The organism is Glycomyces sp. NPDC047010 (assembly GCF_040644205.1).
Lineage (GTDB): Bacteria > Actinomycetota > Actinomycetes > Mycobacteriales > Micromonosporaceae > Glycomyces.
Window position 1 is genome coordinate 454,698 of record NZ_JBEYVY010000004.1, and the last position, 20,061, is coordinate 474,758.

The 20,061-nt window shown below is 71.9% G+C and carries 17 protein-coding genes; 10 read left to right on the forward strand and 7 right to left on the reverse strand.

The window, feature by feature from the left end; genetic code table 11:
• The first annotated feature begins 52 nt into the window (after positions 1-52).
• From AB0A65_RS11280 to AB0A65_RS11290, 3 genes are all read left to right on the forward strand, one after another.
• Positions 53-469: a hypothetical protein gene (locus AB0A65_RS11280; RefSeq protein WP_359949954.1), complete on the forward strand. Its 417-nt coding sequence runs from the start codon at positions 53-55 to the stop codon at positions 467-469.
• Positions 470-627: 158 nt separating this feature from the next.
• Positions 628-1,974, forward strand: a complete 1,347-nt coding sequence (locus AB0A65_RS11285) for a S41 family peptidase (RefSeq protein WP_359949957.1) — start codon at positions 628-630, stop codon at positions 1,972-1,974.
• An 81-nt stretch (positions 1,975-2,055) separates the two neighbouring features.
• Positions 2,056-3,207 (forward strand): MFS transporter, encoded by a 1,152-nt coding sequence (locus AB0A65_RS11290; RefSeq protein ID WP_359949960.1) that lies wholly within the window; start codon positions 2,056-2,058, stop codon positions 3,205-3,207.
• Between the two features lie 27 nt (positions 3,208-3,234).
• On the opposite strand, the gene AB0A65_RS11295 is transcribed toward AB0A65_RS11290, so the two are convergent.
• Together AB0A65_RS11295 and AB0A65_RS11300 are read right to left on the reverse strand one after the other, a co-directional pair.
• Positions 3,235-4,476 (reverse strand): DUF418 domain-containing protein, encoded by a 1,242-nt coding sequence (locus AB0A65_RS11295; RefSeq protein WP_359949963.1) that lies wholly within the window; start codon positions 4,474-4,476, stop codon positions 3,235-3,237.
• Between the two features lie 189 nt (positions 4,477-4,665).
• Positions 4,666-5,652, reverse strand: a complete 987-nt coding sequence (locus tag AB0A65_RS11300) for an aldo/keto reductase (RefSeq protein WP_359949966.1) — start codon at positions 5,650-5,652, stop codon at positions 4,666-4,668.
• 205 nt (positions 5,653-5,857) lie between these two features.
• On the opposite strand from AB0A65_RS11300, the gene AB0A65_RS11305 reads away from it, so the two are divergent.
• From AB0A65_RS11305 to AB0A65_RS11330, 6 genes are all read left to right on the forward strand, one after another.
• Entirely contained in the window at positions 5,858-6,226 is a 369-nt protein-coding gene (locus AB0A65_RS11305) for a metalloregulator ArsR/SmtB family transcription factor (RefSeq protein WP_359949969.1), read from the forward strand.
• Positions 6,223-6,705 (forward strand): SRPBCC family protein, encoded by a 483-nt coding sequence (locus AB0A65_RS11310; RefSeq protein ID WP_359949972.1) that lies wholly within the window; start codon positions 6,223-6,225, stop codon positions 6,703-6,705. The genes AB0A65_RS11305 and AB0A65_RS11310 overlap by 4 nt, the downstream gene beginning before the upstream one ends.
• 4 nt (positions 6,706-6,709) lie before the next feature.
• Positions 6,710-7,294, forward strand: coding sequence for a TIGR03086 family metal-binding protein (locus tag AB0A65_RS11315; RefSeq protein ID WP_359949975.1), 585 nt, complete (start codon positions 6,710-6,712; stop codon positions 7,292-7,294).
• A 407-nt stretch (positions 7,295-7,701) separates the two neighbouring features.
• The gene (locus tag AB0A65_RS11320; RefSeq protein WP_359949977.1) at positions 7,702-8,922 is read left to right on the forward strand and encodes an FAD-dependent monooxygenase; all 1,221 of its coding nucleotides are present in this window, start codon (positions 7,702-7,704) and stop codon (positions 8,920-8,922) included.
• 74 nt (positions 8,923-8,996) lie between these two features.
• Positions 8,997-9,719: a helix-turn-helix domain-containing protein gene (locus AB0A65_RS11325; protein WP_359949980.1), complete on the forward strand. Its 723-nt coding sequence runs from the start codon at positions 8,997-8,999 to the stop codon at positions 9,717-9,719.
• Positions 9,720-9,828: 109 nt separating this feature from the next.
• Positions 9,829-10,962 (forward strand): hypothetical protein, encoded by a 1,134-nt coding sequence (locus tag AB0A65_RS11330; RefSeq protein WP_359949983.1) that lies wholly within the window; start codon positions 9,829-9,831, stop codon positions 10,960-10,962.
• Positions 10,963-11,000: 38 nt separating this feature from the next.
• Here AB0A65_RS11330 and AB0A65_RS11335 read toward each other — a convergent pair whose 3' ends face one another.
• The 4 genes from AB0A65_RS11335 to AB0A65_RS11350 all read right to left on the reverse strand — a co-directional run bounded on the left by AB0A65_RS11335 (position 11,001) and on the right by AB0A65_RS11350 (position 15,987).
• Positions 11,001-11,978: an iron chelate uptake ABC transporter family permease subunit gene (locus tag AB0A65_RS11335; protein WP_359949986.1), complete on the reverse strand. Its 978-nt coding sequence runs from the start codon at positions 11,976-11,978 to the stop codon at positions 11,001-11,003.
• A 92-nt stretch (positions 11,979-12,070) separates the two neighbouring features.
• Complete coding sequence (locus tag AB0A65_RS11340; RefSeq protein ID WP_359949989.1) at positions 12,071-13,114, reverse strand: iron chelate uptake ABC transporter family permease subunit; 1,044 nt, start codon at positions 13,112-13,114, stop codon at positions 12,071-12,073.
• Positions 13,111-14,097 (reverse strand): ABC transporter substrate-binding protein, encoded by a 987-nt coding sequence (locus AB0A65_RS11345; RefSeq protein ID WP_359949992.1) that lies wholly within the window; start codon positions 14,095-14,097, stop codon positions 13,111-13,113. Before AB0A65_RS11345 ends, AB0A65_RS11340 begins: the two co-directional genes overlap by 4 nt.
• A gap of 18 nt (positions 14,098-14,115) precedes the next feature.
• Entirely contained in the window at positions 14,116-15,987 is a 1,872-nt protein-coding gene (locus AB0A65_RS11350; protein ID WP_359949995.1) for a siderophore-interacting protein, read from the reverse strand.
• A 182-nt stretch (positions 15,988-16,169) separates the two neighbouring features.
• Between AB0A65_RS11350 and AB0A65_RS11355 the strand changes: the two genes are divergently transcribed.
• Positions 16,170-17,708: an AraC family transcriptional regulator gene (locus tag AB0A65_RS11355; RefSeq protein ID WP_359949998.1), complete on the forward strand. Its 1,539-nt coding sequence runs from the start codon at positions 16,170-16,172 to the stop codon at positions 17,706-17,708.
• 67 nt (positions 17,709-17,775) lie between these two features.
• Here AB0A65_RS11355 and AB0A65_RS11360 read toward each other — a convergent pair whose 3' ends face one another.
• Positions 17,776-20,007, reverse strand: a complete 2,232-nt coding sequence (locus AB0A65_RS11360; protein WP_359950001.1) for an excinuclease ABC subunit UvrA — start codon at positions 20,005-20,007, stop codon at positions 17,776-17,778.
• Positions 20,008-20,061: the final 54 nt, after the last annotated feature.

Below are 20,061 nucleotides of genomic sequence, written 5' to 3' on the forward strand. Positions count from 1 at the left end.
GCCGCGCAGCGCTTTCCGCACCGAATCCGATCCGAAAGGGAGACATATGACCATGAGATCCGCAGTGAAACGAGCCGCGACCGGCGCGCTCGCCGTCCTCGCCGGCACCCTGACAGCGGTCGTCGTGGCCGCGGCCCCGGCCGACGCCCGCTGCCTGGGGCAGGGCAACGGCAACACGATGCAGGTCCGCTACAACGGCATCACCATCGCCCAGGAGCGGCAGGCGTCCGGCACCTGCGACGGCGACGGCATCTACAACGGACAGGTCCGCGACCTCCGCGAAGACGGCTACGCGGCCCAGGTCGTCTACGTCGACGGCTCCTACCAGGGGCTCGTGGCGACCGCCACCACCAGCACCTGGAAGAACTACCGCTTCTACGACCAGACCGGGAACAACAGCGCGGGCATCATCTTCTGGTCGCGCCCGGAGACCCGGCCCGAGATCCCCGCCAGCACCTACGGCTACTGACCCCCGTCCGAAGGCGGGCCGCCGCCCGGCGGCCCGCCCGTCCAGTACCGGCCGGGCCCCTGATCCATATATAAGAGCACGCTTATATAATGTCGATCTGACGAGCCCGCCGCCGGCCCCGCGGGCCGCAATATGACAGTGCTGTTACAATCCAACTCATGGCACTTCCCGAACCGGTCCGCGTCGGCCTCGGCACCCGCCTGCGCCAACTCGTCGGACACCTCGACCGCGTCGTCGACCAGGCGTACGCCGACCTCGGCCTCGACTACCGCGCCGCGTTCACCCCCGTCACGCGGGCGCTCATGTCGGCCGAGTCCCTGTCGGTCCGGCAGATCGCCGCCGCCACCGGCGGCACCCACTCGGCCGCGAGCCAGACCGTCGCCCAGATGCGCAAGACCGGCTTCGTCGAGGACGCCCCCGGCACCGACGGCCGCGAGCGCCGCGTCCGCCTCTCCGACCTCGCCCGCTGCCAGCTCCCTCTCATCGAGGCCCAATGGGCCCGAACCGACGCCGCGGCCGCGGCACTGGACGACGAGCTCGGCGTCGACCTCGGGGCGACCCTCGCCACCGCGCTCGACATCGTCCGCGACCGGCCCTTCCTCGCCGCCGACGAGGAGCACCCGGCCGCGCGCTGGCTCAGCGCCACCGACCAGGGCGACGCCCTCATCGCCCTCGCCGACCTCGTCGAACGCCACTACGTCTTCATCGAGCACGCCGCGACCTACGCCGAGGAGATCCGGCGGCACCCCGTGTCCGAGACCGGGATCGGCACCGAAGCCTTCGCCGCGGCACTCACCACCGCCCTGCGCCGCCACGACGGCCACTTCAAGGTCACCTGGGGCCGGCCCTGGCCCGCCCGCAAGCCCGACTCCGAAGAGCCGGAGCCCGCCTCCCACCTCGAATTCCGCAGCGAAGGCCGCGTCGGCATCGTCACCGCCGACCTGTTCGACGACGGCGACGACCCCCGCGCCGCCGCCGAAGCCCTCGACTGCCTCGAACGGCTGAACCAGTGCGACGCCGCCGTGTTCGACCTGCGCCCGAACCCGGGCGGCTGGCCGACCATGGTGGAGGTGCTCGCCGGCCCCCTGCTCGGACCCGAACCCGCGCCGATCCTGACGTTCATCTCGCGCACCGATCCCGACGAGCACTCGCGCACCCGCCCCGTCCCCGAACTCGCCGCGCTCGCCGACATGCCGGTGTTCGTCGTGGTGGGCGACCGGACCGCCTCGGCCGCAGAGAGCTTCGCGTACGCGCTCCAGAGCTTCGGGCGCGCCACCGTTGTCGGGGCCGACACCGTCGGCGCCGCCAACCCGGGCGCGCCGTTCCCCGCCGGCGACGGCTTCTGGATCGTCGTCCCCATCGGCGCCCCGATCGACCCGCGCACCGGCACCAACTGGGAAGGCGTCGGCGTCCGGCCCGACATCCGCACCGACTCCGAGACCGCACTGGAGGCCGCGCTCCGCCTCGCGGCCGACGCGGCACGGGACGCCCGCTCGACGGACTGACTCCCTTCCGCCGGGCACCGGCCCCGGCGGTGGCCCCGGACGTCCCGCCGGACGACCGCCCGGGTGATCTAGCATCGCCCGGTGACCCGATACCGAGCAGTGCTCGCGATTCCGGGGATGGCGGCCCTCATGAGCGCATCGCTGCTGGCCCGCACCGCCATCACCGCCAACACGACCGCGCTGGTCATGTTCGTCGTGCTCGCACTCGACATGAGCTACGCCGCCGCCGGAGGGGTGGCGGCGGCGCTCACCGCCGGTGTCGCCGTGAGCGGTCCGCTGCTCGGCCGCCTGATCGACCGTCGCGGACTGCGAACGGTGCTGCTGGGCACCGTCATCGCACAGGCGCTGTTCTGGGCGTGCGTGCCGCTCATGGACTACGCCGTCCTCCTCCCGGCCGCGCTCGCCGCCGGCCTGCTCATGGTCCCGGTCCAGTCGGTGACCCGGCAGGCGATCGCCGCGATGACGACCCCGGTCCAGCGGCGGGCGGCGTTCGCACTCGAAGCGGTGCAGGGCGAACTGACCTACCTCGTGGGCCCCGCGGTGGTGATCCTCCTGGCGGCGGCCGCCTCGCCGGGCGCGGTCGCATGGGGCGTCGGGGCCGCGATCGCCGTCGGCGGCGCACTGATCGGCCTCCTCGACCCGCCGCTGCGCGCCGCCGACGAGTCGGAGGCCCACGCCGGACCCCGGCCGCCGCGCCGGGAATGGCTCCACACGCGCATGATCGCGGTGCTGACCATGGCGGTCGGCACCACCACGCTGCTCGGCGGCATCGACCTCGCGATCATCGCCGCACTTGAAGCGACCGGCCAGGTGTCCCGCGCCGCCGCCGTCGTCGCCGTCCTCGGCATCACCTCGGTCATCGGCGGACTCGTCTACGGCGCCATGACCCGCCCGATGCCGACCTGGCTGCTGCTCGCCCTGCTCGGTCTCGCGACGATGCCCCTCGGGCTCGCGCCGGACTGGCGCTGGCTCTGCCTCGCCGCCGTCATCGCCGGCCTCCTCACCGCCCCGACGCTCGCCACGGTGGCCGACGCGGTGAGCATGCTCGCGCCGGCCTCCGTCCGAGGCGAGGCGACGGGACTCCAGGCATCGGCGCAGAGCGCGGGCATCGCGCTGGGGGCGCCGCTCGCGGGTCTCGCGATCGACCTGACGATCCCGGCCGGCGGCTTCGCGGCGGCGGGCCTGGCGGGCGTCGTCGCCGCTCTCATCGGACTCCTGCTGTCCCGCAAATAGACCGGCGTCGGCCGAGCGCACCGGCTCTCAGCGGGCCGCGTCCCGGTAGACCAGTCGGCGCAGCAGCGTCTCGGCCGGGCCCTGCCTGCCCTTGGCCGCGAGGGCCCGCGCCCCGAGGACGCCGATCGACCAGACGACCAGTGCCACGCCGACGGCACCGGCCTTGCCGACCAGGTCGCCGACGCCGAGGAGGTCCTGGTTCATCACGAGGGCGAGGGCCAGCGAGACGAACAGGTACACGCTCAGCGAGCGCTGCCCGGCGGCGGCCAGCAGGCGGGTCCCCGGGCCTTCGCGGCCCGCGAGCCGGAGCGCCAGCAGGCCGAACAGGGCCACGTACCCGATCCCGCCGAAGACGCCGGTGAGCTCCTGGACCGTGTTCAGGACGCCGTACCCGAGATCGCCGACCTCGATCACGCCGGCACCGGCCAGGGCCAGCGGCACCGCCCCGGCCAGCGAGACCGAGACGCCCATGACGGCCAGCCGCTTCAGCAGGCGCGCGTTGTCGGCCGGGCGGTCGAGGAGGCGCTTGCGGGCGGCCCAGATGCCGATGACCACGAAGGCGAACATCGGGAAGAAGACCGTGTTCGCCAGCGGCCCGGCGACGATCCCGGCGAACCGCAGCGTCCAGTCCTCGGCGGTGGCGTAGCCGGGGTGGACCAGCGTCCCGGTGTCCGCGGCCAGGACCGCCATGAGGGCCAGCGAGGTGGCGAGGTAGATCGGGGCGAGGACCGCCAGGACCTTCGCGAGCTTGAAGTGCGGCTTGAAGACGAGCAGGCCGATGGTCAGACCCGCGATGCCGTACGCGGCAAGGATCTCGGCGGTGTAAGCCAGGACGGTGTGGACCGACCCGAACACCAGCAGCCACAGGCTCCGGCGGCGCAGGATGCGGCGGCTCTCCTGCTCGCTCAAACCCCTGCGCCGCCCGCCTTCGACCAGCATGACCAGGCCGTACCCGAACAGGATGCCGAACATCGGGAAGGCCCGGTTCTCCACCACCAGGGTCGACACGAAGCTCACCGACTGGTCGAGCAGCGACCCGCCGGGGCGCCGCCCGTACCCGCCGGCCTCGCCGCTCGTGGTGTACACGGGGGCGTAGGCCATGGCGATGAGCAGCAGCATGAAGCCGCGGGCCAGGTCCGGCGCGAGGACCCGCCGTGCGGACGAGCGGGCATCGGGGGTGGACGGCGTGCTGCCGCCGCCCGGGTCGGCCTCCCGGTTTCGGGGGGCGAGTTCGGCACCGGATCTGTCGGTCGATTGAGGAGTCACCACATACCTGCGTCCCTTGCGGAGTGGCGGTCTCCCCGCAGACCGGCTGTCGCCTCGATCATCGAATACCCAGCGGCCCAACGCCATCCTGCATACCCGACCGCCGGACGTCGGGCTCGCCCCAGCGCGGGAGGTGGGGCGAGCCCGACCATCGAGTGGTCGGCCCCGGCCATGATGAACCGCGTCGCCCCGTCAGGCGGCGAGGACCGACTCGATCTCCTTCACCTGGCCCGCGGTGAGCGGGCCCTTGTCCAGGGCTCCGGCGTTGTCCTCGACCTGGGCGACCGTGCGGCAGCCGGGGATCGGGACGGTGGTGCCGCTGACGGCCCACAGCCAGCCGAGGGCGCCCTGCGCGAGAGTGCGGCCCTCGCTCGTGAGGATCTCGCGGACCGACTCGATCCGGGTGAGATGCTCGGCAGAGGGGCGGCCGTCCTTGCCGAACAGGGTCATCCACTCCACGCCCGAGCCGCGGACGTCCTGCTCGCCGACCCGGGTGGCGGCGGTGTACTTGCCGGTGAGGAGGCCCATGGCGAGCGGGCCGCGGTTGATCGAGGCGAGGCCGTACCGCTCGCAGACGTCCAGGACGCCCCGGTTCCCGCCGTGGACGACGGAGAAGTCGTGCTGGATCGCCGCGCAGTGGGCGCCGTCGCGGGCCCAGGACTCGGCGCGGTCGGGGAGGTCGGTGCTCCAGCCGTAGGCGCGGATCTTGCCCTCGGCGACCAGGTCCTCCAAGGTGCCGAGGAGTTCGGCGGCGCGGTCGACCGCGAGGTCGCCGATGTGGAGCTGATAGAGGTCCACGTAGTCGGTGCCGAGCCGGGCCAAGGACGCGGTGACCGCTTGGCGCACATAGGCGGCGGAGTCGTTCCCGCCGACGGCGTACTTGGTCTCCTCGTCGAAGGTCCAGCCCCACTTGGTGGCGATCGCGACCCGGTCGCGGCGGCCCGCGAGGGCCCGGCCGAGGACGCGCTCGCTGTGGCCCGCGCCGTAGACGTCGGCGGTGTCGAAGAAGTCGACGCCGAGTTCGAGGGCCCGGTGGATGGCGCGGGTCGACTCGTCGTCGTCGACCTCGCCCCACCCGCTGGGGCCGTTGTCGTTGTGGAAGGGTCCGCCGATGGCCCAGCAGCCCATGCCGATCCCGCTGACTTCGATTCCGCTGTTTCCAAGGGTGCGTCGCATCATGCCCCGACGGTATGACCTGGAGTGGACTCCAACGCAAACCCGCAGGCTGATCGAGCCCGATCCAGGCCTCGACACGCACGTCGCCGAGCGGCGCATCGCACCGGCCGTGGATCGGTCGGGGCCATGACCTTCTTCAACCAACTGGTTGACAACGATCTGCACTCGGGTCTACAGTTCTATTCAACCAATTAGTTGAGGACGATCCGTGGGTGACAGTACGCAGCAGCTCGACCGGGCCTTCGCGGCGCTCGCCGACCCGACCCGCCGCGACATCGTCTCCCGGCTGTCGGTCTCCGATGCGACCGTGGGCGAGCTCGCCGAGCCGTACGACGTGAGCTTCCAGGCGATCTCCAAGCATGTGAAAGTGCTCGAAGAAGCCGGCCTGGTGACCCGCAGCAAGGACGCCCAGCGCCGGCCCGTCCACCTGAACAGGGAGGCATTCGACCCGATGACGGAGTGGATCGAGCGCTATCGCCGCGAAGCAGAGGAACGCTACCGCCGCCTCGACGCCCTCCTGGCCCGCACCGCCCAGGACGACGGGGACCGGCGACCAGCCGAGGAGCAGGAATCATGACCGAGCACGAGACCGAGATCAAGGCGGACGCCAAAGTCCCCACGATCGAGATCACCCGCGAATTCGACGCGACGCCGGAGCGCGTCTTCCAGGCCCACGTCGACCCCGACCTCTACTCCCAGTGGACCGGGCCCCGCGGGTCGAACACGAAGATCACCCGCTGGGACGCCCGCACGGGCGGTGAGTGGGCGTTCGGCGGCGAAAGCGGAGGCGAGGCCTACGCCTTCTTCGGCAGCTTCCACGAGGTCCGCCCGAACGAGCGGATCGTCTGGACTTTCACCTACGAGGGCGAGCCCGACGGCGTCTTCCTTGAGACGATGACCTTCGAGCCGATCGAAGGCGGTCGCACGCGGTTGCGGGTGCTGAGCGTGACGCAGGACTTCGAGACCCGCGACGGCATGCTCGCGAGCGGCATGGACGTCGGCGTCAACGAGGGCTTCGAGAAACTCGATGAGCTCCTGGCGCAGGAAGCGGCGTAGACCGATGGCGCAGAACGGAACCGACGCACCCCACGACCCCGCCGGGCGGCACGCCCACGACGCCGCCCGCTTCACCGCACTCGTGGAAGGCGCGGGCGCCGACGACTGGTCGCGCTCCAGCCCGGTCCCCGAGTGGACGGCCCTGGACATCGTGAAGCACCTGGTCGAATGGCCGCGCGACTTCCTCAAAGGGGCGGGGATCGACCTGGAGCCCTTGGACATCGACGCCGACCCGGCCGCCGCCTGGAAGCGCCACGTCGCCGACATCCAGACGATCCTCGACGATCCCGCCGGGCGGGTGCTCAGCAACCCGAACACCGGCGACAAGCCCGTCGACGAGGCAATCGACCAGTTCTACACGGCCGACATCTGGGCGCACTCCTGGGACCTCGCCAAAGCGCTCGGCCGCGAACCGGAACTGGGTGAGGAGCGCTGCCGTGCCGCATTGGAAGGCATGAAGCCGATCGAGCAGCTGCTCCGGGACAGCGGCCAGTTCGGCCCGGCCGTGCCCGTCGCCGATGACGCCTCCCCGCAGGACAAGCTGGTGGCGTTCATCGGCCGCGACCCGGCGTGGCGGCCCGAGGGCTGAACGGCACCCGAACACGCCGAGGCCGCTGAAACCGGCCTCACACGCTACGAGTACGCAGCGTCCGGCCTGTCGCCTGCGCTGTGGGCCTTGGGCGTTCGGACACCACGGGCCTCCCGTCCCAAGCCGGGAGGCCCGTGGTCGTCCCCGTTGCCCCACACGTCGTAGGCGCAGTTGTAGGCGAGGTCCGAGCCGCTGGGCACGGTGACGTTCTGGGAGCTGGAGACGGTCTGGGGGCGGCCAGCGCGGCAGCGAGGAGCGATCTGCGTCGCATGTGTTCGCCTTTCTCTTGCGGGGAGTTTCAGACTGAAATGTCCCGTACGCGCTTCCTGTCGGCCGGAGGTGCGGTATCCCTCACATCCTTGACTGACCAGATGACAAATCTGGTCAGTCGGTTCTAGTCTCGGGTCATGAACACGAACAGCACTCCGCGCCCGCGGGCCCTGGTCGTCGGCCTCGGCATCAGCGGCATCGCCTCGGCGCTGCGCCTCCACCATGCCGGATGGGACGTCACCGTCCTGGAGAAGGCCCCCGAACGCCGCCGCGGCGGCTACTTCATCGGCGTCTTCGGCACCGGCCTGGCCGCGGCCGAGCGCATGGGCATCGAGCTGCCGAACCGCATGTCAGACGCGCTCGCGACCTACAACGTCGACCGTGCCGGGCGGCGCACCCGCGCCATGAACTTCACCGACGCCGTGCCCGGCCGGGTCCGGCCCGTGATGCGCGGGGACATCGAGGACGCCGCCTTCAACGCGCTCCCCGCCGACGTCGAGATCCGGTACGGGACGGTCCCGGCGGCGATCCGCCAGGACGCCGGGAAGGTCGAGGTCGACATCGAGGACCGGGCCGCGCAGGCATCCTCCACGGAGCGCTTCGACCTCGTCATCGGCGCCGACGGCCTGCGCTCCACGGTGCGCCGCATGGCGTTCGGCCCCGACGAGGACTGCATCCACCGCCTCGACTACATGCTCGCCGCGTTCGCCCTGCCTGGAGCCGTCCCCGGGTACCGCGAGACCGACGGGCTCGTCATGGCCGAGCAGGGCCGCTCGGCCTGGGTGTTCCCCTTCGCCGACCGGCCGCCCACCGTCCTGCTCAACTACGCCTCCGGCGACATCGACGCCGAGTTCACGCGCCCGCCGATCGACTCGCTGCGGGCCGCCTTCGGCCCCGAGCCGACCGGTGCCGTCCTCGGCTGGCTCCTCGACCGTTTCGAGGACGCCCCCGACCACCTCTTCGACACGCCCGAACAGGTCCGGCTCGACCGCTGGAGCGAGGGCCGCATCGTCCTCGTCGGCGACGCCGCCTGGTGCCCCACGCTCTACTCCGGCATGGGCGCGGCGACCGGCCTCGCCGGGCCGGACCTGCTCGGCACCATGCTCGAACGGCACGCGGGCGACGTGCGGGCGGGACTGCGCGCGTGGGAGGCGCGGCTGCGGCCGTTCATCGAGTACCAGCAGGGCACCGGCATGGACATGCGCAAGATCTTCGTCCCGGCCGACCGCGGCGAACTCCGCGTCCGCAGGCTCATGAACCGCATGACCGGCACCGCGCCCGGCCGCAGGATCTTCCGGGCGATCCAGCACGGCAGCAAGTCCGCGAAGTCCAAGACGATCGACATCGCGCGGGCCTGAACCGCGCACGCGGGGCGGCCCGCCCGCCCCGCGTGCCATCATGGTCGCGACCGTCGAACAGGAGGAGGCCCACGGTGAACCGGCTGATCGAACACGACTCCGCCAAAGCGGCCCGGATCCTCGACGCCGCCCGCGCCCTCGCGCTCGAACACGGCATCCGCAAGGTCACCATCGCCGAGGTCGCCGCCGCCGCCGGCGTCGGCAAAGGCACCGTCTACCTCTACTGGTCCACCAAGGAAGCCCTCTTCACCGGCCTGCTCGCCCGCGAGGTCCTCGCCTGGATCGACGCGGCCGTCGCCGTCATCGACGCCGACCCCGGCCGCATCCTGCCCCGCCGGCTCGCGCCGCTGCTGATCCGCACCACCGCCGCCAACCCGTGGCTGCGCCGCCAGTGGGACGGGGGCGACGCGACCCTCCGCCTCCTCGTCCAGGACCCCGCCGACCGCGAGCGTTTCGCGCGGGCCGCGCCCACCGCCATGGGGGAGGCGGTCCTGCCGGTCCTCCGCGCCCACGGCCTCGTCCGCACCGACCTCCCGCTGCCCCGCCAGCACCGCGCCCTCCACGCCGTCATGCTCGGCTTCGGCACGGCCGCAACGGCCCCCGACGCCCCCGGCCTCATCGACGACCCCGAGTTCGAGGCCGCCCTCGCCGACACCGTCCACCTCCTCCTCGAACCCGCCCGCGACCCCGACGACCAGGCCCTCACCGCCGCCGCGGCCGCCGTCCGCACCGAGTTCACCCGCATCCACGCCGACCTGCTCGAACTCATCGCCCCAGGCGCCCCGGGCACCCGATGATCGGCGTATCCCGGCAGGCCTGAATTCAAGGCGCGCGTGCAACCTTCGGATGGTTGCGGCGCATCTTTACAGATGCGCCGCAACCATCTCCGACGAAGGGCCGACCCGCATGCGCCGAACCGCACTCCTGCCGCTCCTCGCGCTCCCACTCGTCCTGACCGCCTGCGGCGGTGAGGAACCCATCGAGGTCACCGACGAGGACATCGAGGCGATCGAGCAGAGCATCGTCAACATCTCCACGCTCAGCTGGGAACTGGTCCAGGTCGAGTCCCGGGTCGCGTCGATGTGCATGCAGGACGAGGGCTTCACAGTCCACGATCCGATCGCCCTCTTCGGCAACGGCATCCCGAACCGCTTCACCGGCTTCGCCTCCCCGTACGCCCGCATCCCCACGGTCGAGCAGGCCGAGAAGTTCGCCTTCGGCAAGTGGGTCACCTGGACCGACACCGATGCGGCCCTGACGATGCGCGAGGACGCCGACTACCTCGCGGCCCACGCCGAGGAGCAGGGCTTCTGGGAGCCCGCCTGGGACGCCGAGCACGAGGAGTTCAAGGCCCAGGGCGAGGACTACACGACCGCCTGGGAACAGGCCTGGATGGGCGCCGAGCGCTACGAGTACCAGCAGGCGTTCAGCGACGCGATGGACGCCGGCCAGGACCCCATGGAGCTCGACCTCGAACAGCCGCCGTACGGCGGCTGCGAGCTGGAGACGATCAAGGTCATCTACGGCGAGCCCGAACAGGTGGAGTTCGACGACGGCACCTCCGCGTGGACCGTTCCCGGCGGCGACAACGAGAGCCCCCTCGTCGGGGTCGGCGACGGCGAGATCTACGGCGAGATGCTCGCCGACTACGCCGACGAGGAGGACGAGTTCCTCGTCTGCCTCGCCGACCGCGGCTACGGCGAATGGGAGTTCGACGAGATGGGCTGGCTGGACACCGACCAGTACATCACCGTGAACCTCTACGGCGACGAGTCGATCGTCTACGAGGGCGACGAGCGCGTGGAGGTCGCCGAACTCCCCGACGACTTCGACACCGGCGACCCCGTGGCCGCCGAGTTCGCCATCGCCCTCGACTTCGCCCGGTGCGCCGAGGACTCGGGCCTGCGCAACGGCTCCGAGGAGCTGTACGCGCGCCTGTACGTCGAGAAGCTCATGCCCGGCCAGACCGAGATCTACACCCAGGAGCAGGCGGTGAAGGACCAGTTGGCGAGGGCCCAGGACTACATCGAAGGCGCATAAGGCGACCAGGGTCGCGGAGCGGACGGGACGGGTGGCGTTCACAGGCGTCGTCTCGCTTCGGCGAAGAGCAGCCAGCCGAGGTAGCCGCCGCCGAGGATGACGGTGATGAGGCCGACGGGCAGCGGCGTGGGGGCGATGCGCTGGGCGATGAGGTCGGCCGCTCCCAGGAGCAGGGCGCCGACGAACGCGGCGGGCGCGAGGGTGATGCCGGCGGTGCGGGCGAGGCGGCGGGCGATCTGGGGTGCCGACAGGGCGATGAACGCGATGGGCCCGGACGCCGCGGTGACCGTGGCCGTCAACGCCACGCCCACCACGATCAGGCCGAGCCGGACCGCGGCGATGGGAACCCCTTGGGAGACGGCGGTGTCGTCTCCCAGTTCCAGCTGCCGCATCGGGCGGCTGAGCACGCCCGCGATCGCCAGGAGACCGGCGATGCAGGCGCCCCCGATCGCGACCTGGTCCCAGGACACCCCGTTGAGCGACCCGGCGCCCCATGCGGCGGCGGCCATCGCCACTTCCAGCTTCGCTTTGAGCAGCATCCAGGTGTTGAGGGAGTCCAGCATCGCGGAGAGGCCGATGCCGACGATGATGAGCTGGAATCCCTGCGCGCCGCGCCGCCGGGCGAGCGCGTACACCAGGAGCGCGGTCGCGATCCCGCCGAGGAGGGCGCCGCCGGCGACCTGCGCGTAGTCGCCTCCGATGAGGACGATGACGATGAGCGCGCCGGTGTAGGAGCCGGAGGAGAACCCGATGACGTCGGGCGAGGCCAGCGGGTTGCGGGTCAGGGACTGGAACATGGCCCCGCTGACGCCGAGCGCGGCGCCGAACGCCACGGTCGCCGCCACCCGGGGCAGCCGCCATTCGACCACGATCTCGCGCACGAGCCCGGTCTCTCCGCCGGTGAGCGCGGAGACTACCTGGGCGACGCTGAGCTGGTAGGAGCCCGTCGTGAGCGCCACCAGCGCGAGCGCGACCACCCCGAGCGCCAGCGCGGTGCAGACCACGGTGCTGCGCAAGTCGATCCGGAACCCGAGCCGTCCCCGCCGCACGACGATTCGGCGCCGCCCGAGGTCCGGTCGGCGTCGGCGCAGAACGGAGGGAGCAGTGGTCATAGCGCGCTCGCTTTGCTGCGCCGCGCCATGGCGATCAGCACCGGGGCGCCGACGAACGCGGTGACGATCCCGACCGGGAGCTCGCCGGGCGCGACGACGATCCGGCCGAGGATGTCGGAGGCCAGCAGCAGGCTCGGGGCGAGCAGGATGCTGTAGGCGAGGATCCAGCGCTGGTGCGGTCCGGTGATCCAGCGGGCCACATGCGGGACCATCAGCCCGACGAAGCCGATGGGTCCGGCGATCGCGGTGGCGCCGCCGGCGAGCAGGGTGACCGCGACGATCGCGAGGATGCGGGTGCGGGCGAGGCGTGCGCCTTGGGCGACGGCCATGTCGTCGCCGAGGGCCATCGAGTTGAGCGGGCCCGAGACGGCGAAGGCCAGGACGAGTGCCGCTGCGACGAACGGCAGGATCGGCCAGACCACGTCGAGCGGGCGGCCGGAGATCGAGCCGGCGTTCCAGGACCGCATCGCGTCGAAGGCGTCCGGGTCGGTCAGCTGGAGCGCCTCCCGGGCGCCGCCGAGCACCGCGCCGACGCAGACCCCGGCGAGCACCATCACCGCGGGAGACCGGCCGCGCCTGGTCGATCCGAGCGCGAGCACCATGAAGGTGACCGCCAGCGCGCCTGCGAAGGCGAACCACATGTAGCCCTGCATGTCGCGGATGCCGAGCAGTCCCACGGCCACGGTCACCGCGAAGGAGGCGCCCGCGTTGACGCCGAGGACGCCGGGGTCGGCCAGGGGGTTGCGGGTGAGCGCCTGGATCAGTGCGCCCGATATGCCGAAGGCGACGCCGACGACCAGGCCGACGACGGTGCGCGGCAGCCGGTAGTCGCGGATCGCGAACTGGTCGAGGTCCGCGGACGAGTGGAACAGCGCGTCCCACACCGTCGACGGGGGGATCGTCGTTGAGCCGATCATGACGCTGAGCACCAGCAGGGCGAGCAGCGCGGCGAGCGCGGCGATCAGCCCGGTGAGACGCCGGCGCGGCCCGGCCGCCTTGACGGCTGCCGGACCGCGCCGGTGCGGCGCGAGTGTCGTCACGTGGTGGCGGGGAGGGTCGCGAGTGCGCTGTCGAGGGAGTCCAGGTATTGCAGGACGGGCCCGTAGGAGTTGTTGCCGGGGCAGAAGAGTCCGAGTGCGCGGCCGGACTCGACGGCGGGCAGCGCCTGCCAGGTGTTGGTCTCGACCACCGGTGCGAACGACTCGGTCGGGTCGCCTTCGGCGTCGACGGGGTAGGTGATCACGTCGTACTGGGACAGCTCGGCGAGCTGCTCGAAGGGCAGGGACGTCCAGCCGAGGGGGTCCTCGCCTTCGGCGGCTCGGGGGAAGTCCATGCCGAGGTCGCCTTGGGCGATCTCGACGCAGCCGAAGTCGGCGATGGAGAACGTGCCGGGGTCGGAGCTCGCCCAGCGGTCGAGGTTGACGAACGCGGTGTCGGCGATGATCGCCCCGTACGTCGTCTCGATCTGGGCGATCTTGTCCTCGAACGCGGTCTTCTGCTCGCTGAGCCCTTCGGTGACGTCGCCCGCCTCGGCGACGCCGTCGGCGAGTGCCTTCCACTCGACGTCGAGTCCCCAGAAGACGGTCGGGGCGACGGCCTCCAGCTCCTCTTGGACCTGTTCGAACTCGCTGGCGGGGAACTGGGCCAGGATGAGGTCCGGTTCGAGGCTGGCGAGCTGCTCCATGTCGACCTGGTCGGCGCTGGTGCCGAGGTTGACGGCGGCCGCGTAGGCGGCCTGCTGCGTCTCGGGGATGAGGGCGAGTTCGGAGTCGCTCACCTCGGTGACGCCGACCGGTGCGCCGCCCATGTCGATGAGCGGCAGCGTCGTGTTGCCGAGGGTGACCACCCGCTGCGGGTCGGCGGGGATCTCGACGGCGCCGTTGTCGGCCGTGACGGTGCGGGTCTCGCCGCTCGCGGTGCCGGGGTCGTCGCCGTCGCCGCCGCAGGCGGCGAGGGCGAAGGAGGCGCTCAGGACCGCGGCGGTCAGGGCGGTGCCGCGTCGTCGCAACGTGGGCATGGTCATGGTGCTGGTGTTCCTTCTCTATTGGGGCTGAATGTCAGCGGGCACGAGTTCGTGGACCGGGGTGCCCCAGCCGACGGTGTGCGTCGTGAGGCGGGCGAGTCCGGCGCGGGCGATGACGGCGTCGAGTTCGGCCGCGGTGCGCAGGCCGGAGCCGTGCACGGTGAGGGCGAGCAGGTCCGCCTCGCCGTCGTGCTCGTCGAGGTCGTCGGTGTCGAAGAGGTCTTCGACCAGCAGCACCCGGCCGCCGGGGCGGAGGTTCTCGGCGGCGCGGCGCAGGGCGTGGGCGGCGTCGGCGTCGGGCAGCGTCTTGAACGCCCGGATGACGAAGACGGCGTCCGCGGGAGGGCTGGGCTCGAAGACCGACTGCTCGACCACGCCGACCCGCGCCCGCTGCTGCTCGTCGGGGATGGTGTCGGGCAGGTCCCGGCGCAGCCAGTCCGCCTGCGCCGGAAGCGCGCAGATCGTCACGTGCAGGCCGGGGTGGGCGGCGACGAACTCGCGCGCCTGGGCTCCGGCGCCGCCGGAGTGCAGCACCAGGTGGCCGACGCCGGTGAGCAGATCGGACTTCGCGATCGGCTCGGCGAGCGTGGCCTGGAACTTCGCGAGGCGCTCCAGGTAGCCGTCCTCGTAGTGCTGCTCGGTGCGCAGTTGCGCGAAGGTCCGGCCGGTGACGGAGGCGTACGATTCCCGGCCGGTGCGGATCGACTCGGTGAGCCCGTGGATGCCGAGCATCTCGCGCCCTGCGACCCCGGCGGGGTGCAGGAACCCGATCATGAAGTCGAGGGTCAGGACCTCGCCCACCGGCGTGAGTCCGTAGTGGCCCGGTTTCGTCTCGGTCAGGATGTCCAGAGCGTGCAGGTAGCGCAGCAGCTTGCCGAGCGCCCGCTCGTCGGCGTTCGCCCGGGCGGCCAGTTCGGCGACGCCGGTGACGCCGCGCGAGATGAGTTCGGGGACTTCGAGTTCGACGGCGCTGCGGATCGCGATCGGTGCGATGAGCTCGGCGAGGTCGTGGAGCCGCTCGAAGGGCGTCCTGGTCTTCTCGGGGTCGGGCAGCGCCGCGTCCTGTTCCAAGGCAACGACCTCGCCGCGGCGCCAGTACCCGATGAACTCGACGTCCTCTTTGGGCATCCCGCGGTCCTCGACCAGGTGACGGCGCAGATCCCTGACCGCCGCGTTCTCCCCGGCGACCCACGCGAACGGCCGGCCCTCGCGCCACTCGCACTTCCTGACGGCGTCCACCAGCAGGGACCCCGCGTCCGGCCCGGCACCGTCCCGCACCAGCCAGGTCACCTGGACGCCCGGCAGCTCACGCAAATCCTGCCGGTACGCCTCCTCGGCGACTTCGATGAACACCTGCGCACTCGCGTCCTCGGGCAGCGCTTCGAGCAGGCGGGCGATCGCCGGGAGCGCCGCGTCGTCGCCGGCGACCAGGAGCCAGTCGGCGTCCTGGGGGAGTTCGCGCGACACGCTCGGGCCGAAGAAGTGGACGCGGTCGCCGACCCGGGCGCGGTAGGCCCAGGTGGTGCCCACACCGATGCCGTGCTTGACGACGTCCACGTCCAGCCGGCCGGTTTCGGCGTCCCAGCGCCGCACGGTGTAGATCCGCGACAGCGGGCGCGGGTTCCGCGGCAGGTCCAGGCCCTGTGCCTGCTGCACCGGCAGCACCGGCTCGGCGTGCCCGGGGTAGCGGAACACCAGGCGGATGTCGTCGTCGAAGCCCGTCGAGTCGAACGCCGCCTGAGGGAAGCCGTTCGCCGAGGTGAATGCGCCGAGCTGGTCGCCTGCCAGGGTGATCCGCCGCATCCCCGGCGTCACGTCCAGCACGCCGACGACCTCGACTTCTCGCAAGGTCAAGGGGCGCACGGTGAGGCGGCGTGAGGTCTTCGGCATGCGGTGCCTTTCGGATCGGTGCGCGGCTGATGGGGCCGCGCTCGATCGACGCGGGCGGGGCCCGCTGGTAAGATTAGGCTATCCTTACTTGGATTTGCGTGCGCAGGCTGCCATATCGTTAGGACATGCTGGATACGGATCTCGCGCAGGCGCGCGCTCGCCGACCGCCGCCGATTCCCGCAGTGCGATCGAGCGGCTCCTGGGATCAGGCCGAGCAGCTCCTCCTCTGGGTCCGCACTGGTACGGCGTTGCTGCGCATGGGAGACGACCTGGAGTTCCGCCTCGCCGAAGGCGAAGGCGTGTGGATTCCGGCGGTGCCCGGCACGCCGTGGGAGGTCGTCACCGAGCCCGGCACGGTCGCCTTCCCGCTGCTGGTGCACCCGAGCGCAACGGCCGGTCTCCAGTCGGAGCCAAGGCGGTTCACGGTTCCCGACGACTGGCAGGACTGGCTGATCCAGCACTTCAACCTCCAGGTCACGCCGCTCAGCGGCCGCGGCTACCCCCAGGACGCCCTCGTGGGCCTCATCCGCGGTTCGCGAACGCCCGAGACGACGCGAGGCGCAGTGCCCTCGACACGGCGGGGCGCTCTCGTGATGCCGACAGGCGCGAGCGCCGGGGCCGTGGCCGAGGAGCTGCTGCGGAACCCGGCGCTCCGACTCACCGTCGCGGAGTGGGCGACCCGGGTCCTCTCCAGCCCGCGCTCCCTGCGCCGCGACTTCCTCGCCGCCACCGGGCTCACGTTCGAGCAGTGGCGACTGCGCTGCCGCCTGAACGCGGCCGTCGAGTTCCTGGCGGCGGGATACGACGTGGACCAGGTGGTCGCCCGCGTCGGCTTCGCGAGCCGCAGCGGCCTCACCCGCGCGTTCAAGCAGCACTACGGATCGACCCCGCACCAGCTCGGCCGGAGGCTCGCCGCCGGACCGCCTGACGGCGAGGTCTCGGCACGGGCCGCCGCGGCGCGTCAGGCCGACGACCTCGTGCGCATGGTGGGAGGCGGCGGTGCCGCCGCCGCGCCCGGTCCGCTGCCCGCGACCGCCACGCCCCCGCACGCCAACCACGTGCACGTGCTCAGCTGGATGTACCGCGGCAGCGGCTACCTCGACATCGGCGGCCGCCGCCACGAACGAAGCCGCGGCGTCGCGACCTGGATCCCCGCCGACCTGGAGCACACCACCGGCATCCGCGAGGACTCCATCTCACTGCCCGTCGGCACGGCCCGCACCGGCGACCTCACCTTGACCGAGCCGCTGCACGCGCGGTTCCCGCCCACCTGGGACGACTACCTGATGTTCTGCTCCATCAGCTCCCGCTCCCCCCTGAAACCGGACGACCACCGCCCCGGCCGCATCCTCGACCTGTTCGCCGAGCAGCTCGCCGAGCAGCGCGCGCTCACCGTCCCGATGCCGACCCATCCGAGCGCACGCGACGCGGCCATGCTTTACCTGCGCCGCATCGGCACTCCCGGCGAAGCGGCCGAGCCCGATCTCACCGCCGAGATCCACCGCCGCTTCCGCGACGAGACCGGCATGTCCTTCACCCGCTGGCGCTACGCGGCCCGCATGCGGATCGCCCGCGACCTCCTCACCGGGGGCGCGAAGCCCAGCGCGGTCGCCCGCCGCGTCGGCTACGCCCACCTGCCCACGTTCAGCGCCGCCTTCAGCCGCTTCCACGGCATGTCGCCGCGGGAGTACCGGGACCGCCAAGCCGACACGCGCCACTGATCCTGCGGCTCCGGGGTCCGGTCACCAGCCCCCGTGGGCACCGGCGGCCGCCGGTGCCCACCAGGGCCTATCCCTGCCCGAGCGCCTCGGCCGTCGCCGTGCCCCGCAGGCCCTTCACCGGGCCCTCGTACAGCACGCGTCCGCCGTGGCGGCCCGCGCCCGGTCCCAGGTCCACGACCCAGTCGGCGCGGCGGATCACGTCGAGGTTGTGCTCGATGACGACCACGGTGTGCCCGCCGTCCACGAGCCGGTCCAGCACGGCCGCAAGGGTGTCGATGTCGCGCAGGTGCAGTCCGGTGGTCGGCTCGTCGAGGACGTACAGCGACGGCTCGGTCGCCTCCTTCAGCTCCCGCGCGATCTTCACGCGCTGGCACTCCCCGCCCGAGAGCGTCGTCAGCGGCTGGCCCAGCCGCAGGTAGCCGAGGCCGACCCGGTCGAGGTGGTGCAGGCCCTTGCGGATCGCGGGGTCCGCGAGCCGCTCCAGCGCCTCCGAGATGGTGAGGCCGTCCACGTCGGCGATGGTGAGCCCGCCGACGCGGTGCCGCAGCGCCTCCTCGGTGAACCGGCGCCCGCCGCACGTCTCGCACACGGTCTCCTGCCCGTCCATGAACGCCAGGTCCGTGTACACGATCCCCAGGCCCTTGCAGTCGGGGCACGCGCCTTCGGAGTTCGCGCTGAAGTACTTGGCGGGCAGGCCGCTCGCCTTCGCGAACAGGCGCCGCAGCGGCGCGGCGATCCCGGTGTACGTGATCGGCGTCGACCGGCGGTTCGCGCCGACCGGCCGCTGGTCGACCACGATCGCGCCGTGCTGCTCGACCAGTTCGGCCGCGAGGCTCGACTTGCCCGATCCGGCCACGCCGGTGAGCACGGTCAGCACCCCCGTCGGGACGTCCACAGTGACACTTAGGAGGTTGTTCCGCTCGGCCTTCGCCACGGTGAGCGCCCCGGTGGCCTCGCGCGGCGCCGCGGCGGCCGGGGCCCGCGTCGCGAGCGCCAGCGCCGTGGGCGTCCGCGCCTCGCGCAGCTTCGTGAACGGCCCCTGGAACACCACGCGCCCGCCGCGGTCGCCCGCGTCCGGTCCGATCTCCACGATCTGGTCGGCCACCGCCATCACGGCCGGGTCGTGCTCGACGACGAGCACCGTGTTCCCCTTGTCGCGCAGGCGTTGCAGCAGCCCGGTCATGGCGTGCACGTCGTGCGGGTGGAGCCCCACCGTGGGCTCGTCGAAGATGTACAGCATCTCGATCAGGCTGGAGCCCAGGTGCTTCACGGTCTTCACCCGCTGCGACTCCCCGCCCGACAGGCTCGTCGTGGCCCGGCCCAGGTGCAGGTATCCCAGTCCGATCGCGTCCATCGCGCGCAGCCGCTCCACCAGCGCCGCCGCGACCGGCGCCACCGACGCGTCCTCCACGCCCGCGACGAAGTCCGCGAGTTCGGCGACCTCCGTCAGCGCCAGCTCGCCGATGGTGCGCCCGCGCACCGTGACCTCCCGCGCCTCCGCGTTCAGCCGCTCGCCGCCGCACTCGTGGCACACCGCGGAGTGCGTGAACGTGTCGATGGCCTTCTGCTTGTGGTCGGAGATGTTGTCGGCGGTCCGCAGGTAGATCCGCTCGAACCACGCCACGAGGCTCTCGTACTCCGGCGGCGGCTTCACCGCGAGCCGGTCGGCCCACTCGCCGCCGTACAGCAGCGCGTTCCGCTCGTCCTCGGACCAGTCCTGCAGCGGCGCATCGGCGTCGAACGACCCGATCTCGGTGTACTTGGACCGCCAGTAGCCGTCCTCCACGAAGCCCGGCAGCAGGATCGCGTTCCCGCGCAGCGACTTCCCGAGGTCCAGGAACAGCGAGACGTCGCACTCGATGACCTCGCCGAGGCCCGAGCACACCGGGCACATGCCCGCGGGGTCGTTGAAGGAGAACCGGTTCGACTCGCCCAGGTGCGGCGAGCCGATCCGCGAGTACAGCAGCCGCAGGTACGTCCACGTGTCCGTGATCGTGCCGACCGTGGACCTGGCGTTGCCGCCGAGGCGCCGCTGGTCGATCACGACCACCGGCGACAGCCCCGCGATCTCGTCGGCCTCCGGCTTCGTCCACTTCGGGAGCCGGTTGCGCAGGAACGGCGGGTACGTCTCGTTGACCTGGTGCCCGGCCTCGGCCGCGATCGTGTCGAACACCAGGGAGGACTTCCCGGAGCCCGAGACGCCCGCGAACACGGTCAGCGTCCCGCGCGGCACGTCCAGGTCCAGTGACTTGAGGTTGTTCGACCGGGCACCGCGGATTCGGATCATTCGCTCGTTCATGCCCTCGACGCTATGCGCAGATGCGGCCGGTTCCTGACCGCGATTCGCGGCAGA

Bases quoted from the DNA above. Each gene is read 5' to 3' on its own strand.
- AB0A65_RS11330 (WP_359949983.1), top strand. From the start codon at position 9,829: ATGCGCCGAACCGCACTCCTGCCGCTCCTCGCGCTCCCACTCGTCCTG.
- AB0A65_RS11300 (WP_359949966.1), bottom strand. From the start codon at position 5,652: ATGATGCGACGCACCCTTGGAAACAGCGGAATCGAAGTCAGCGGGATC.
- AB0A65_RS11320 (WP_359949977.1), top strand. From the start codon at position 7,702: ATGAACACGAACAGCACTCCGCGCCCGCGGGCCCTGGTCGTCGGCCTC.
- AB0A65_RS11285 (WP_359949957.1), top strand. From the start codon at position 628: ATGGCACTTCCCGAACCGGTCCGCGTCGGCCTCGGCACCCGCCTGCGC.
- AB0A65_RS11280 (WP_359949954.1), top strand. From the start codon at position 53: ATGAGATCCGCAGTGAAACGAGCCGCGACCGGCGCGCTCGCCGTCCTC.
- AB0A65_RS11350 (WP_359949995.1), bottom strand. From the start codon at position 15,987: ATGCCGAAGACCTCACGCCGCCTCACCGTGCGCCCCTTGACCTTGCGA.
- AB0A65_RS11360 (WP_359950001.1), bottom strand. From the start codon at position 20,007: ATGAACGAGCGAATGATCCGAATCCGCGGTGCCCGGTCGAACAACCTC.
- AB0A65_RS11345 (WP_359949992.1), bottom strand. From the start codon at position 14,097: ATGACCATGCCCACGTTGCGACGACGCGGCACCGCCCTGACCGCCGCG.
- AB0A65_RS11310 (WP_359949972.1), top strand. From the start codon at position 6,223: ATGACCGAGCACGAGACCGAGATCAAGGCGGACGCCAAAGTCCCCACG.
- AB0A65_RS11315 (WP_359949975.1), top strand. From the start codon at position 6,710: ATGGCGCAGAACGGAACCGACGCACCCCACGACCCCGCCGGGCGGCAC.